Here is a 13,216-nt window from a genome sequence, read left to right on the forward strand (position 1 = left end):
CACCGGGCCGTGAGGCCCGGCCGCAAAAAAGGGAGCCAGCGGCTCCCTTTTTTGTGGGTGTTTGAAGCAGTCTGGTGTCAGACGCTGAAGCTCGAGCCACAACCGCAGGTGGTGGATGCGTTCGGGTTCTTGATCACGAACTGGGCGCCTTCCAAGTCTTCCTTGTAGTCGATCTCGGCGCCCACCAGGTACTGGTAGCTCATGGCATCGATCAGCAGCGACACACCGTTCTTGGTCATGGTGGTGTCGTCTTCGTTGACGATCTCATCGAAGGTAAAGCCGTACTGGAAACCAGAGCAACCGCCGCCCTGCACGAAAACGCGCAGCTTCAGCTCGGGATTGCCCTCTTCGGCCACCAGCTCGGCCACTTTGGCCGCAGCGCTGTCGGTGAAGACCAGCGGTGCCGGCATTTCGGTCGGAATGTTTTCGGCAACAGCGCTCATGGGAATACCTCTTGACGGAAAAAGGGGAGGTGCAAGGCACCTGGAAGAGCGTTGGATACTAAATCAAAACGCTCGGGTATGCGATCAACCGTTATTTGCCGCCAGCTTCAATGTGGGTTTGTCCTCAAGCCCGCCGGCCATGGGCTTGAGCTGACCAGAAATGGTGGCCCCCTGGTGCATTTCAAGCGCCTTGTACGACACGTCGCCCTCGATGCGCGCCTTGGGCTGAAGCTCCAGCAACTCGAACGCCAGCACCGGCCCCTTGACGTGTCCGTTGATGATCACGTGGTCGGCATGGATCTGCCCGGTGACCACCGCCGCCTCGCTCACCACCAGCAGGCTGGGCTGTTCGTCGCTCGCCCGCAGGTCGCCAATGACTTCGCCGTCAATGCGCAACCCATCGTGGAAGAACACATTGCCCTCGATGCGGGTGCCCTGCGCGATGAGGCTCTTGATGGGAGGTTGCTTCTTTTTCGCGAACATGGAGATCTCCTCACGGCGGACCGCGACGGTTACAGGTTGAAAGATTGCATGGATCGGACCGAAGTGCCCTGGAGGATCTTGGCCGTGACATTCTCCACCACGACCTGGGCGGGCACGTCCACCACGCCCTCCATGCGCAAATAGCCCTTGATGATGACCGACTGCGGCGCGGGAGCCTGGCGCAGCGACCATGGCTTGCCCGCCAGCGTGCCGGTGAACGTGACCTCCAGCGCGCCCTTGAAATCGGGTGCGTTCTTGCTCGCCTGGATCATGAGCACCTGCCACTTCAGCTGCGTCTCCGACAGGCGCTCGGCCTGCAAGCCGCGGATGCTCAACGTGTCATTGCCCGAACCCGGGATCAGTCGCTCGAAGAAGCCCAGGTCGCTGCGCAGCACTTCGTTGTCGGTCTGGAGCTGGCGAATCTGCATCATCAGCTGCGCCTGCGCACTGCGCTCGGCAATCAGCAGGCTGTCCGACGTGTTGGCCACCGACTGCGCCTCGCTCAGGTCGGTGCGCAACATGCGGACCTCGCGCCGCAACTGTTCAAGCTCTTGCTGGGCATTGCGGTCGAGTCCCGCAATGTCCTTGCCGAACTCAAACGCCCATACGGCCAACGCAGCCGAAAAACCCAACAACAACGCACACAGCACCCAGCGAAGAGGCCAGGGCATGGCGCTGCGCACCGACACGCGCGGCGCACTGACCGTCAGCCTTCTTCGCAACAGGCGCAAGCGCATTCCGACCTTTCAAAGTGCAAGCAAACGCAACCAGGCCCCAGAAAGCAAAAACCGCCCCAAGTTGACACTTGAAGGCGGCTTCTGGAGCATGGACAGCGGGCTTAGCGCTTGCTGAACTGCTTGCGGCGGCGCGCGGAGCGCAGACCGACCTTTTTACGTTCCACTTCGCGGGCATCGCGCGTCACGAAGCCGGCTTGCGACAGACCCGACTTGAGGGTCGCGTCGTAGTCGATCAGGGCGCGGGTAATGCCGTGACGCACAGCACCGGCCTGGCCGGATTCGCCACCACCGTGCACGTTGACCTGGATGTCAAACGTCTCGGCGTGGTTGGTCAGCAGCAGGGGCTGCTTGGCGATCATGATGGAGGTTTCGCGGCCGAAGTAGGCCTGGATGTCCTTGCCATTGACCGTGATCTTGCCGCTGCCTTTTTTCAGAAACACGCGGGCGACGCTGGACTTGCGACGGCCGGTTCCGTTGTTCCATTCACCAATCATCTCAAGGCTCCTTTAGAGTTCCAGCACTTGCGGCTGTTGGGCGGTGTGCGGATGCTCTGCACCGCCGTACACCTTGAGCTTCTTGATCATGGCGTAGCCGAGGGGACCTTTGGGCAGCATGCCCTTGACGGCCTTCTCGAGCGCGCGGCCAGGGTGTTTGGCCTGCATGTCGCGGAAGTTGGTGCCATAGATACCGCCGGGGAAACCCGAGTGGCGGTAGTACACCTTGTCGAGGGCTTTGTTGCCCGTGACGCGGAGCTTGGCTGCGTTGATGATGACGATGAAGTCACCGGTATCGACGTGAGGCGTGTAAATGGCCTTGTGTTTGCCGCGCAAACGGAGAGCAACTTCACTGGCTACTCGTCCGAGGACCTTGTCGGTCGCGTCAATCACAAACCACTCGTGCGTCACGTCAGCGGGTTTGGCGCTGAACGTTTTGGTCATGAGTTTTCTCTGGGAGAGGTGGTTTGGCGGCTCTTTTCCACGGTCGGTCGTTCTCTGACGGAACGCTCTTAGGTGGGTGTTGAAGACTTCGCCGCGGAGCCAGCTGATCGCTGCGAAGCCTGCCATTGTACGAAATTCTGGCCTGCCATGGCAACCATGCGTGCCCCGATGGTCGGCCAGACGGGGCGAACGGCTACCATCAGGGCATGTTCAGCTACCGACACGCCTTCCACGCAGGCAACCATGCCGATGTGCTCAAGCACATCACCCTCATTGCCACGCTGCGCCACCTGATGCAGAAAGAGGCGGGGATCACGCTGATCGACACGCATGCCGGTGCGGGGCTCTACCGACTGGACGGCGACTACACGGAGACCGGGGGCGAAGCCAAGGACGGCGTCGTCAAACTCATGGGCGCGCTGCGCGCCGCCGACCGCCCCGCCACAGCGGCGGCGCCCGCCATTGACGACTACCTCGACCTGATTGCCAACTTCAACCCCTCCGGTGCGCTGCGCGTCTACCCGGGCTCGCCGTTCGTCATGCACCACTTGCTGAGGACCGAGTCGCGCGACCGCCTCAAGCTGTTCGAGCTGCACCCCACCGACAGCCGGACGTTGTCCGCCAACATCGCCCAACTGGAAGCGGGGCGCCAAATTGCTGTGGCGCGGGAAGACGGGTTTGAAAGCGTCAAGCCGCTGCTGCCGCCACCGCCCTCGGCCACCGGCTCCAAGCGGGCCATGGTGCTGATCGACCCGAGCTACGAAATCAAGAGCGATTACAGCAAAGTGAGCGCCTGCATACAGGAGCTTGTTCGGCGGTTCCCTACCGGCACTTACCTGGTGTGGTACCCGGTGATTCCTCGCCCGGAAGCCCACGATCTGCCGCGCCGCCTGCGCACGATTTCCAATCAGGCGCAAAAGCCCTGGCTGAACGCGACGCTGGCCATCGGCCAGGACCCGACACACGGCCCGGAGGATCGCCCCGGCCTGACCGCCAGTGGGATGTTCGTGATCAACCCGCCACACACGCTCAAGGGCGTGCTCCAGGAAGCGCTGCCTCAATTGCTGACCCATCTGGGTCGCGGCCGGGGCAAATCGCAGTCGATCGAGTCAGGCGGCTGAAGCTTACTGGGGCCGAGCCAGCGTCATGGTCCAGTAGCGGCCGTAGGTGGTGCCACTGCGCTGCACGCAGCTCACGGCCACGTCCCGGTACTCGGCCCGCATGATGTTGGCGCAGTGCCCCTCGCTGCCCAGCCAGCCGCTCATCACCGCCGAGACAGACGACTGTCCGGCGGCAATGTTTTCCCCCACCCACGACCACGCGTAGCCTTCGGCCGCAATCCGCTGTGCCGCGCTGCGGCCATCCAGGCCGGTGTGCGAAAAATAGTTGTTGGTGGCCATGTCCTGCGAATGCCGCGCGGCAGCTGAGAACAACCGGTCATTCCACGTGAGGGCCGACACCGCGGGCATGGCCGTGGCGCCGCAGGTGCGCGCCACCGCCCGCGCGGCATTGATCTGCTGGAGCAGGCTGTTGCGGAAGTCGGGCAGGCCGCAACTGGTGCTGGCGTCCAGCGCCACGAGACCGGCTCCCGCACCAACAGATCCTGAGCTGCCCGACGTGCTCGACGGCGCCGTGCCCACGGTTCCCTCGGCCGCGCTGGCGCCGCCGCCTGAATCGCCACCACCTCCGCCGCAAGCCCCCAGGCCCAGAGATGCGCCTGCCGCGAGCGCAAGGGCAACCACCCGCCAGCGCTCGGCGAGCGCGCGGACACCATCCTGAAATTCGACGTTGTGCATGCGGCTCACTCTACGGCCATGCCAGCAGCGGCTGGTAAGCGAATGTGCCCGGCGACCGCTCCTCGGATCAGCGTGCCCGGCCTTCCGGCAAGTGCCCGCCCGGCTGTTGCAAAATTAGCCGACCGATTGGTCGGTTAATGGCTATACTGCGGTTCGCGCGCCCTTGAGCGGCGCAGGAGACGTGCATGTACACCCAATCTTTCAACGTGCCAGACGCCGATGCCAAAACCGGCGCCTCACTCAAGGCCGTGCCGCACGATGCGGCGCTTCAAGCGCACTTTGACGCCACCGTGGACGCCGACGGCAAGGTCGAGCCGCGCGACTGGATGCCCGATGCCTACCGCAAGACGCTGGTGCGCCAGATCAGCCAGCACGCGCACAGCGAGATCGTCGGCATGCTGCCCGAGGGCAACTGGATTTCCCGCGCGCCCAGCCTCAAGCGCAAAGCCATTTTGGTGGCCAAGGTGCAGGACGAAGGAGGCCATGGGCTTTACCTGTACAGCGCAGCCGAAACCCTGGGCACCAGCCGCGACCAGCTGTTCGACGCCCTGCACTCGGGCAAGGCGAAATACAGCTCCATCTTCAACTACCCCACCCTGACCTGGGCCGACGTCGGTGTGGTCGGCTGGCTGGTGGATGGCGCGGCGATCATGAACCAGATCCCGCTGTGCCGCTGCAGCTACGGCCCCTATGCGCGCGCCATGATCCGGGTTTGCAAGGAGGAGAGCTTCCACCAGCGCCAGGGCTATGAAGCCTTGCTGACGATGATGCAGGGCACAGCCGAACAAAAAGCCATGGTGCAGGACGCGGTGAACCGCTGGTGGTGGAAATGCCTGGCGATGTTCGGCCCGCCCGATGCCGACAGCCCCAACAGCGTGCAAGGCATGCGCTGGGGCATCAAGCGCATCAGCAACGACGACCTGCGCCAGAAGTTTGTCGACGCCACCGTGCCACAGGCTGCGGTGCTGGGCGTCACCCTGCCGGACCCGGACCTGAAATGGAACGAGGCGCGAGGGCACCACGATTACGGCCAGATCGACTGGGATGAGTTCTGGGCGGTGGTGAATGGCGACGGCCCGTGCAACAAGGAACGCCTGGCCACACGCGTGAAGGCCTGGAACGATGGACAGTGGGTGCGCGACGCCGCTCTGGCCCACGCACGCAAACAACAGACCCGCGCCATGAAGGAGGCCGCATGAGCACACCCCACACAGCGATGAAGGAATGGCCACTCTGGGAAGTGTTCGTGCGCAGCAAGCAGGGCCTGGAGCACAAGCACTGCGGCAGCCTGCACGCCAGCGACGCACAGCACGCACTGCATCTCGCGCGCGACGTGTACACCCGCCGCCAGGAAGGCGTGAGCATCTGGGTGGTGCAGTCCAGCAGCATCACGGCCAGCGAACCCGACAGCAAGGACAGCTTCTTCGATCCCGCTGCCGACAAGGTGTACCGCCACCCCACCTTCTACGAGATCCCCGATCAAGTGGGGCACATGTAATGGCCAGCACCGCAACAGTCCCCGTCGACCATTTGCTGCACCTGGCGGACAACGCGCTGGTGCTCGGTCAGCGCAACGCCGAGTGGTGTGGCCATGGACCGATTCTGGAAGAAGACCTGGCCCTCGCCAACAACAGCCTGGACCTGCTCGGACAGGCGCGGCTGCTTTACCAGCACGCGGCTTCGCTCATCAACGCCAGCACCGCCGAGGCCGCACGCTTCAGCCACCTGCAGGGCGCGCGCACCGGCGGCGCCGTGACCGAAGACACGCTGGCCTATTTCCGCGACACGCACGAGTTCCGCAATTTCACGCTGCTGGAACTGCCCCACAGCGGACCGCTGGCGAGCACCACCGCCGGCGACCGCGACTACGCGACCACCATCGCGCGCAACTTCCTGTACAGCGCACTGATGGTGCTGGTGTGGGACCGGCTGCAGACCTCGGCGGATGCGCAGCTCGCCGCCATTGCCGCCAAGTCGTTGAAGGAAGTGCGCTACCACCTGCGCCACGCCAGCGACTGGCTGGTGCGCTTTGGCGACGGCACCGACGAGTCTCACGCACGAGCGCAGGCTGCGCTCAACCACCTGATGCCGTACTGCCAGGAGTTCTGGATCGGCAGCGCGGCCGACACCGCGGCCGTGCAGAACGGCACGGGCGTACACGTGGCCGACCTGCAAGCCGACTGGAGCGCACTGGTGGACGACACCCTTGGCGAAGCCACGCTGCAGCGACCCGCCATGAACGGCTACGTGACGCAGGGCAAACAGGGCGTGCACTCCGAGCACATGGGCTTTCTGCTGGCGGAGATGCAGAGTCTGGCGCGCGCGCATCCGCAAGCCGTCTGGTGATGCCGCGCCATGCACGCTGTTGAAGCCGACCACACCGCGATCTGGAACGCGCTCGCGGATCTGTCCGACCCGGAGATTCCGGTGGTCAGCCTGAGCGAGCTGGGGATTTTGCGCGGCGTGCGCAACGGCGCCGATGGCACACCCGAGGTCGTGATCACACCCACCTACAGTGGCTGCCCGGCCATGGGCCAGATTGAGGACGATGTGCGGGCCGCGCTGGCCCATGCCGGCATCCATGCGCGCGTGGTCACCCAACTGGCCCCCGCCTGGACGACCGACTGGATGAGCGAGGCGGCGCGCGAAAAGCTGCGTGCCTACGGGATCGCGCCGCCGCAATGCGGCAGCCACCCCCACGACAGCACCCACGTGCTGAAGTTCTCCCGACAGGCCCTGCGCTACCAGGCAGTCCCTTGCCCGCAATGCGGCTCGGCGCATACCACCGAAACCTCGCCGTTTGGCTCGACCGCCTGCAAGGCGATGTACCGCTGCCTCGACTGCCTCGAACCCTTCGACTACTTCAAACCGTACTGACGACATGAGCACAGCCGCCCGCGGTTTTCACGACCTGCCCATCGCCCGCATCAGCCCCGAGGCCGCCGGCGCGGTGGCGATCACCCTTGCAGTGCCGCCCGAGCATCGCAGCGCGTTCCACTTCGAACCGGGCCAGTTCCTCACGGTGCGCGCCACGATCGGCGGGCAGGACGTGCGGCGCAGCTACTCGATCAGCAGCCCGCGCAGCCTGCTCACGCAGCACGGCGAACTCACGCTGGGCATCCGGCCGGTCGAAGGCGGCGTGTTCTCCAACTGGGCCGCCACCGAGCTGAAGGCGGGCGACACGCTCAAGGCCATGCCGCCCGACGGGCGCTTCACCGTGCACAAGCCCCGCGCCGTGCACCGGGTGGGCTTTGCGGCAGGCTCGGGCATCACGCCCATTCTGTCGCTGATGGCCAGCACGCTGGAAGAGTCGTCCACATCCAAATTCACGCTGGTGTACGGCAACCGGCGAATGGCCAGCGTGATGTTCAACGAAGCGCTGCAAGACCTCAAGGACCGCTACGCCAACCGTCTCACGCTGATCCACATCCTCTCGCGCCAGGCACAGGAAGTGCCTCTGCTCGAGGGCCGCATCGACGCCGACAAAGTGCGTGCGTTGATCGCCACGTTGCTGCCGGTGGCCAGCATGGACGAGGTGTTCATCTGCGGCCCCGAGGCCATGATCGAAGCCACCGAGAAAGCCCTGCTCGACGCCGGTGTGCGGCCCGACCGCGTGCACACCGAGCGCTTCACCTCACCCACACTTGAAGCCCTCCCCACGGCGCAGCGCCAGATGGTGGTGACGGGTCAACCCCTCGTGCGCACCGAAGGCGAGGTGGCCTTGACGGTGGTGCTCGATGGCAAGCCCCACGAGCTGCGCATGAACCGCGACGAGCGCGTTCTCGACGTGGCCCTGAACGCAGGCCTGGACCTGCCCTGGTCGTGCCGGGGTGGTGTGTGCTGCACCTGCCGCGCCAAGGTGATGGAAGGCGCCGTGCAGATGGACAAGAACTTCACCCTGGAGCCCTGGGAGACCGACAAGGGCTTCGTGCTGAGCTGTCAGGCCAGACCCACCACCGACCGCGTGGTGGTGAGCTACGACGAGCGCTGACGCGCCCGCCGCATCAGAAACGCCAGCCCAGGCCCACACCCACCAGCAATGGGTCGGCCTTGAACTTGCCGAGCTTGACGCCACCAGCGCTCACATCGGTGCGGATCAGCACCTTCTTCACGTCGACGTTGAGGTAGAGCGTGTTCGTGAGCGGAATGTCCGCGCCGACCTGCAGCGCGGGGCCGAAGCTGTTGCGCTTGACGTCGGCCGCGCCACCCAGGATGTTCACGGAACTGAAGCGCGTGTAGTTCAGGCCGGCGCCCACGTAAGGCTTGAAACCGGGCGCATCAAAGTGGTATTGCACGGTGAGCGTAGGCGGCAGATGGCGCAGCGAGCCAATGGCAGTGCCGTTGGAGGTGAGCGTGTGTTTCTGCGGCACCGTCAGGATGAGCTCGGCCGCAATGTGCTTGCTGAAAAAGTAGCTGAAGTCGACTTCGGGCAAGGTCTTGTTGTTGATGGCCAGCCCCAAACCGGTGCTGTCCTTGTTGGCGCTGTCCATGTGTACAGCGCGCGCGCGCACCAGCACGGAGCCCGCCGCAAAGTCTTGCGCCTGCGCGGCGCCCGATGCAAGCACGCAAACCGATGCCATGGCGGCCAAGGCGAAGTGGTGAGTTTTCATGATCTTCTGAGGTTCGATGACACGGGAGAATCCCCGCGTTCATTACAGAAGACAGGCCATCGCAGCAGGTTGCGCCACGTCAAACCGACACAAGCCTGAAAGCCCGCAGCGCACGCGGCTTGACGCAGGTCAAACCGGTCAGGACGGTGGCCTCAATCGCGCAGCAGCACCACGCGGCCCACACCGCTTTGCACAATGCCCAGCGCTGAAGCAGCGGCCTGGCTCAGGTCGATGATGCGGCCGGGTACATGCGGGCCACGGTCGTTGATGCGCACCGTGACCTCTTTGCCGGTGCTCGCGTGGCGCACGCGCACGCGGGTGCCAAACGGCAAGGTCTTGTGGGCGGCGGTGAGCTCGTTCATGTCGAACACCTCACCGCTGGCGGTGCGCCGGCCATGAAAAGGCTCGCCGTACCAAGACGCCAGGCCACGAGCGATCTCGCCCTCCTCGGCGCCGGTGCCGCCGTCGGACGGCACACCCCCATCGGGCAGAGAAGGCGCTCGCGTGGCACAGCCACCAAGCCACAGCGCGGTGGCCAGGGCCAGCACCGCGGAAGAACGCAGCGGGTGCAGCGCGCACCCTTCCACGCCACGCCTGCGGGGTTCGACGGTGCAACCGGATTCATCAGCAACAGCATTCATGGCATCGTGCAAGTGAAGGGGTGCGCGAGGGCGGGCGCTGAACGGCCGCTCAACGCAGCGTCGACTCCGCTACGCGCTTTTTCAGCGCCCGCTGCCGGGCGCGGCGAATCGCTGGCTCAGCTGCGGCCAAGCCGCCGCCCAACAACAGTGGTGATCAAAGTCCGGCATCGCTTCCACGGTGGGCGGACGCGCGCCGGGGCTGGCCGAGTCTGACACGCGATCCAGAAAATGGTTCAACACGCTGCGGGGCACCACGTCGTCCCGCAGTCCGACGAAATGCCACTGAGGCACCCTTGCCAGAAGCGCGGCCGCGTCCCGCGGGTTGAGCGATCCCAGTAACGGGGACAGGCGCTGCACCTGCGTCCAGTGCGCGGTGTCGAGCGTGCCGGCCACGGTCACCAGCGCGGCGACGTCGTCCCTGCGCGCGGCGAGCAAAGCGGCCACGGCACCGCCACCCGAATAGCCGACCAGCACCAGATCGGTGGCGCCGTACCGGCGCTTGAGCTCGCCCAACGCGTCGTTCATGGCCCCCATCACCTCAGGCGCAAAGCGGTGCGTGCCCCAGTACCGGACCTCGCAGCCCTTGAACGAGGCGCCCTGGGTGTACTGGCAGGGCCGCGCCAGGTACACCGCTTGTGCGCCGGCATCGGCCACCGCCAGCCGAAGGCCCAGCGGGTCCACGGGCGTGGGTGCGAACGAAGGGGTGTGACGGTCCAGCCAGGCCAGGCCATCGCCCTCGATGTAGACCGTCAACCGCTCGGTGCGCTGCAGCCGCTCAGGCACAAAGGCCTGGAGGTCGAACGCCGACCCGGGCAACAACAGGGGCCGCCAGCCCTGCGCCGAGGCCCAGACCATGGCGCTGTCGCGGCGCGCCTGCGGCGAAGGTGTGGCGCAGCCCGCGAGCCCTGCCACGATGGCTGCAACCAGCAGCCAACGCATGCGATGGGTCAGAAGGCCCAAGCCAGTCGCACGGTCGCGGTCTGGTCGCGCAGGCCTTTGCGCAGCCGCACGTCGTAGCGCGCGGTGAGCTCCATGCCTTCGGTCGCGCGGTAGCGCACGCCCACACCGAGCTCGGCCACCGTACGGGCCTTGGGCAGGCCCTCGGTCGTGAAGGCCACGCCGCCACCGGTGAACCGGCCTGTGACGGCGCTTCGCTGGTCATTGAGGTCGTAGCCCACCGCCGCGCGGGTCAGCCACTGGGTGCGGGCGTTGATGTCGCCCTGCACCTGGGCACCCACCTTCAGGATGAGCTCGCGCACCTTCTGGGAATTGACTTGCAGGTTCAGCGCGCCGGCGCCGTCCTCGGTGTAGCCATCGCTGCGGAACTGCCGCCAGTCGAGCGCCACCAGCGGCTTGACGCTCATCTGGCTGACTTGGTACGCGCGGCTCACGCCCACCCCCAGGTGCCAGGCGTCACCGTCGTACTTCGCGCGGGCGGTGCGGCCAATGAAGCCCATGCCACGCTGCGACTCGATGCGGCTGAGCGTGTAGTCGCCCTGCCAGTCAAACTGCCAGCCGGTGTTGTCAAGGGCGTAGCGCCCGTAGCCGATCAGCTGCGCGCTCTCGATACCGCTGCGGTGGCTGCCGGCAAAGTCCTGTCCGTCCACCGTGCTTTTCAGATAGCCCAGACCAAAACCCAGACGGGTGCCCGCGTTGAGATCGCGCTGCACACCGCCCACGATACCGGTGGTGCCCATCTTGTAGCCGCTGACGCCATCCACCGCATCTTGCTGAACCCAGCCGCCGATGGGCTTCACCCACAGGCTGCGCCCACCCGCCTCCGAGCCGCCGGACTGGCCGGTGAGCTCGCGCTGTTGCTCGATGGCCGTGCCCGTGCTCGCGCCGTGCAACAGCAAGGCCAGGCCGGCGTTGGCGTGCAGGGACGGCATCATCTGACCCACGGCGGCAGCCACATCGCGGTTGGTGGGGAGCTGCCCCAGGGCCGTGACCACCGCATCCCAGTCGGTGCCTGTCGTGCCACCGCGAACGTAACCGTCGAGCACGGTGGCAATCGGCACGCCCGTGTTGAGGCCGTTCTGGATCACGGCAGGCACGATGCCATCGCCCGAGCCACCGGGGAAGCCTGCGGCCGCCACGCGCAGGTCCACCGCGTTGCCGTTGGTGACCGAGGTGAAGTTGAAGAGCGCGCTGCTGTCGCTGACGTTGTTGGTGGACGCGCTGTTCGTCAGCGTGCCCGTGGCCGACACCACGCCCGCCAGCACCTGGCCATCGGCCAGCGTGTTGACGGCATTCACGTCAACGAAGAACGTGGCGGTGGACGTGAGCGCCGCATTGCCCTGCACGGCCACGCGACCGAAACTGCCCACACTGCTCGCGCCCAGGCGCACCGCGCCGCTCTGCGTGTAGTTGCCCACCACGTTCGCCACCACACCTTCGCCCACGCGCAAGGTGCCCGCATTGCTGAAAGCGTTGGCGGCTGCGCTGCTGACGGTCAGGGTGTGGGCGGAGCTGCCCACGCGCAGCGTGCCTCCGCTGTTCACGCCAAACGTGGCGCTGCTGAAGGTGCTCTCGGTGGTGAAGTCCGCGCCGTTGAGCACATTGACGGAACCACCCGTGTTGACCAGCGCGCCCGAGATGCGCGCCACCGTGCCCAGCAGGTTGAGCTCGGTGTTGTTCGTGGTGACGGTGCCGAGCAGTTGGCCGCTGTTGTTCAGGATGTTGATGTCGCCCGGGCTGTTGATGGCGCCCGCTGGACCGCTGATGACACCCCGGTTGTTGATGGCCTGGAAGAGCCCGTAGTTTTCGATGCCGTAGCCGCCGGCCACGCCCCCGATGAACCCGTCGTTGTTGACCTCGCCGATACCGTAGTAGTTCAGGATGCCGCCGTCGTTCTGGCCCGAAATCGTACCCGTGCTGGCGTTGTTGATCACATAGATCAGGTTCGAGTTGACGATACCGAAACTGTTGCCGCGCATGCCGGCGTAGTTGTCAACGAGGTCGATGGAGCCGTAGTTGCGGATGCCTTCAAAGGTGGTGCCATACAACTGCCCACGGTTGACCACCTGAATGCCCACGGGTGGCGTGAAGCCCAGCGTGGGCACCCCCACCTGAATGGCATTGGTGGCGCCGGTGATGCTGCCCGTGCTGGTCACCGTGATGTGGTCGTTGTCGGTCAGTTCGCACATGGTGGTGCGCGTGTCCGAGACGGAGAACACCCCCACCTCCTGGCACGAACCTGCTGCGCCCAGCGCAGGCCCGGAACCCGAGAGCGCAGGACTCACAGCGCCGATGGCCACCAGCGCGACGGCAGCGGCCTTGGCGCCGCGCACCCGAGCGCCGGACGACCCACCGCGACGCTGTCGCGCGGTCTCTGGGACCACCTGGGTCTGATGGGTGGCGGCAATGCGGACGATCGAGTAGATGTGGTTCATGGCTGTACGGAGAAAAAGAAGCACCTGGGTGCGAATCCTTCAAGGCCCTGCCTGACCAACCAGGCATTGGCAAACAAAGTGATTCATCTGGCGATGCACGAGACGCCATCCGACCTCTGTTCATCTCAAGGATAGGTCACAACTTCTTACATTTCTCACGAGCCACTCTCGCAAAC

17 protein-coding genes are annotated in these 13,216 nt (G+C 65.4%); 7 read left to right on the forward strand and 10 right to left on the reverse strand.

Annotated elements, in window-relative coordinates:
• Positions 1-77 precede the first annotated feature (77 nt).
• The 3 genes from erpA to KXJ60_RS19185 form a co-directional block, all read right to left on the reverse strand.
• A complete protein-coding gene (gene erpA / locus KXJ60_RS19175; RefSeq protein ID WP_291131560.1) occupies positions 78-443 on the reverse strand; it encodes an iron-sulfur cluster insertion protein ErpA in 366 nt (121 codons plus the stop codon).
• Positions 444-527: 84 nt separating this feature from the next.
• On the reverse strand, positions 528-926 hold the full coding sequence (locus tag KXJ60_RS19180) for a polymer-forming cytoskeletal protein (protein WP_291131561.1): 399 nt from the start codon (positions 924-926) through the stop codon (positions 528-530).
• Between the two features lie 29 nt (positions 927-955).
• Positions 956-1,597 carry a DUF6776 family protein gene (locus tag KXJ60_RS19185; protein ID WP_363318064.1) on the reverse strand — a complete coding sequence of 214 codons (642 nt, stop codon included), beginning with the start codon at positions 1,595-1,597 and terminating at the stop codon, positions 956-958.
• On the opposite strand from KXJ60_RS19185, the gene KXJ60_RS19190 reads away from it, so the two are divergent.
• Positions 1,596-1,778, forward strand: a complete 183-nt coding sequence (locus tag KXJ60_RS19190) for a hypothetical protein (RefSeq protein ID WP_291131708.1) — start codon at positions 1,596-1,598, stop codon at positions 1,776-1,778. The two genes, KXJ60_RS19185 and KXJ60_RS19190, sit on opposite strands and share 2 nt — an antisense overlap.
• Here the strand turns inward: KXJ60_RS19190 and rpsI are convergent.
• A complete protein-coding gene (rpsI, locus tag KXJ60_RS19195) occupies positions 1,765-2,157 on the reverse strand; it encodes a 30S ribosomal protein S9 (RefSeq protein WP_291131564.1) in 393 nt (130 codons plus the stop codon). The genes KXJ60_RS19190 and rpsI overlap by 14 nt on opposite strands.
• Positions 2,158-2,169: 12 nt before the next feature.
• The gene (rplM, locus tag KXJ60_RS19200) at positions 2,170-2,601 is read right to left on the reverse strand and encodes a 50S ribosomal protein L13 (protein WP_291121334.1); all 432 of its coding nucleotides are present in this window, start codon (positions 2,599-2,601) and stop codon (positions 2,170-2,172) included.
• 206 nt (positions 2,602-2,807) lie between these two features.
• On the opposite strand from rplM, the gene rlmJ reads away from it, so the two are divergent.
• Complete coding sequence (rlmJ, locus tag KXJ60_RS19205) at positions 2,808-3,722, forward strand: 23S rRNA (adenine(2030)-N(6))-methyltransferase RlmJ (protein ID WP_291131567.1); 915 nt, start codon at positions 2,808-2,810, stop codon at positions 3,720-3,722.
• Between the two features lie 3 nt (positions 3,723-3,725).
• On the opposite strand, the gene KXJ60_RS19210 is transcribed toward rlmJ, so the two are convergent.
• On the reverse strand, positions 3,726-4,397 hold the full coding sequence (locus KXJ60_RS19210; RefSeq protein WP_291131569.1) for a CAP domain-containing protein: 672 nt from the start codon (positions 4,395-4,397) through the stop codon (positions 3,726-3,728).
• Between the two features lie 185 nt (positions 4,398-4,582).
• On the opposite strand from KXJ60_RS19210, the gene paaA reads away from it, so the two are divergent.
• The 5 genes from paaA to KXJ60_RS19235 are packed head-to-tail and all read left to right on the forward strand — an operon-like array spanning position 4,583 to position 8,388.
• On the forward strand, positions 4,583-5,596 hold the full coding sequence (gene paaA / locus KXJ60_RS19215) for a 1,2-phenylacetyl-CoA epoxidase subunit PaaA (protein ID WP_291131570.1): 1,014 nt from the start codon (positions 4,583-4,585) through the stop codon (positions 5,594-5,596).
• Positions 5,593-5,895, forward strand: coding sequence for a 1,2-phenylacetyl-CoA epoxidase subunit PaaB (paaB, locus tag KXJ60_RS19220; RefSeq protein ID WP_291131571.1), 303 nt, complete (start codon positions 5,593-5,595; stop codon positions 5,893-5,895). The genes paaA and paaB overlap by 4 nt, the downstream gene beginning before the upstream one ends.
• Positions 5,895-6,743 carry a 1,2-phenylacetyl-CoA epoxidase subunit PaaC gene (paaC, locus tag KXJ60_RS19225; RefSeq protein ID WP_291131572.1) on the forward strand — a complete coding sequence of 283 codons (849 nt, stop codon included), beginning with the start codon at positions 5,895-5,897 and terminating at the stop codon, positions 6,741-6,743. The genes paaB and paaC overlap by 1 nt, the downstream gene beginning before the upstream one ends.
• 9 nt (positions 6,744-6,752) lie before the next feature.
• On the forward strand, positions 6,753-7,274 hold the full coding sequence (gene paaD, locus KXJ60_RS19230; RefSeq protein ID WP_291131574.1) for a 1,2-phenylacetyl-CoA epoxidase subunit PaaD: 522 nt from the start codon (positions 6,753-6,755) through the stop codon (positions 7,272-7,274).
• Positions 7,275-7,278: 4 nt separating this feature from the next.
• Complete coding sequence (locus KXJ60_RS19235) at positions 7,279-8,388, forward strand: 2Fe-2S iron-sulfur cluster-binding protein (protein WP_291131576.1); 1,110 nt, start codon at positions 7,279-7,281, stop codon at positions 8,386-8,388.
• 13 nt (positions 8,389-8,401) lie between these two features.
• On the opposite strand, the gene KXJ60_RS19240 is transcribed toward KXJ60_RS19235, so the two are convergent.
• From KXJ60_RS19240 to KXJ60_RS19255, 4 genes are all read right to left on the reverse strand, one after another.
• Positions 8,402-9,007: an OmpW family outer membrane protein gene (locus KXJ60_RS19240; RefSeq protein WP_291131578.1), complete on the reverse strand. Its 606-nt coding sequence runs from the start codon at positions 9,005-9,007 to the stop codon at positions 8,402-8,404.
• Positions 9,008-9,159: 152 nt separating this feature from the next.
• Entirely contained in the window at positions 9,160-9,594 is a 435-nt protein-coding gene (locus KXJ60_RS19245; protein ID WP_291131692.1) for a septal ring lytic transglycosylase RlpA family protein, read from the reverse strand.
• Positions 9,595-9,729: 135 nt separating this feature from the next.
• Positions 9,730-10,587: an alpha/beta fold hydrolase gene (locus KXJ60_RS19250; protein ID WP_291131580.1), complete on the reverse strand. Its 858-nt coding sequence runs from the start codon at positions 10,585-10,587 to the stop codon at positions 9,730-9,732.
• 8 nt (positions 10,588-10,595) lie between these two features.
• On the reverse strand, positions 10,596-13,040 hold the full coding sequence (locus KXJ60_RS19255) for an autotransporter domain-containing protein (protein ID WP_291131581.1): 2,445 nt from the start codon (positions 13,038-13,040) through the stop codon (positions 10,596-10,598).
• Positions 13,041-13,216: the final 176 nt, after the last annotated feature.

The organism is Hydrogenophaga sp. (assembly GCF_019264445.1).
Taxonomy (GTDB): domain Bacteria; phylum Pseudomonadota; class Gammaproteobacteria; order Burkholderiales; family Burkholderiaceae_C; genus Hydrogenophaga.

Excerpts from the sequence above, each read along its gene's own strand:
- erpA (WP_291131560.1), bottom strand. The coding sequence starts at position 443 with ATGAGCGCTGTTGCCGAAAACATTCCGACCGAAATGCCGGCACCGCTG.
- KXJ60_RS19180 (WP_291131561.1), bottom strand. The coding sequence starts at position 926 with ATGTTCGCGAAAAAGAAGCAACCTCCCATCAAGAGCCTCATCGCGCAG.
- KXJ60_RS19190 (WP_291131708.1), top strand. The coding sequence starts at position 1,596 with ATGGCGCTGCGCACCGACACGCGCGGCGCACTGACCGTCAGCCTTCTT.
- KXJ60_RS19185 (WP_363318064.1), bottom strand. The coding sequence starts at position 1,597 with ATGCCCTGGCCTCTTCGCTGGGTGCTGTGTGCGTTGTTGTTGGGTTTT.
- rpsI (WP_291131564.1), bottom strand. The coding sequence starts at position 2,157 with ATGATTGGTGAATGGAACAACGGAACCGGCCGTCGCAAGTCCAGCGTC.
- rplM (WP_291121334.1), bottom strand. The coding sequence starts at position 2,601 with ATGACCAAAACGTTCAGCGCCAAACCCGCTGACGTGACGCACGAGTGG.
- rlmJ (WP_291131567.1), top strand. The coding sequence starts at position 2,808 with ATGTTCAGCTACCGACACGCCTTCCACGCAGGCAACCATGCCGATGTG.
- KXJ60_RS19210 (WP_291131569.1), bottom strand. The coding sequence starts at position 4,397 with ATGCACAACGTCGAATTTCAGGATGGTGTCCGCGCGCTCGCCGAGCGC.
- paaA (WP_291131570.1), top strand. The coding sequence starts at position 4,583 with ATGTACACCCAATCTTTCAACGTGCCAGACGCCGATGCCAAAACCGGC.
- paaB (WP_291131571.1), top strand. The coding sequence starts at position 5,593 with ATGAGCACACCCCACACAGCGATGAAGGAATGGCCACTCTGGGAAGTG.
- paaC (WP_291131572.1), top strand. The coding sequence starts at position 5,895 with ATGGCCAGCACCGCAACAGTCCCCGTCGACCATTTGCTGCACCTGGCG.
- paaD (WP_291131574.1), top strand. The coding sequence starts at position 6,753 with ATGCACGCTGTTGAAGCCGACCACACCGCGATCTGGAACGCGCTCGCG.
- KXJ60_RS19235 (WP_291131576.1), top strand. The coding sequence starts at position 7,279 with ATGAGCACAGCCGCCCGCGGTTTTCACGACCTGCCCATCGCCCGCATC.
- KXJ60_RS19240 (WP_291131578.1), bottom strand. The coding sequence starts at position 9,007 with ATGAAAACTCACCACTTCGCCTTGGCCGCCATGGCATCGGTTTGCGTG.
- KXJ60_RS19250 (WP_291131580.1), bottom strand. The coding sequence starts at position 10,587 with ATGCGTTGGCTGCTGGTTGCAGCCATCGTGGCAGGGCTCGCGGGCTGC.
- KXJ60_RS19255 (WP_291131581.1), bottom strand. The coding sequence starts at position 13,040 with ATGAACCACATCTACTCGATCGTCCGCATTGCCGCCACCCATCAGACC.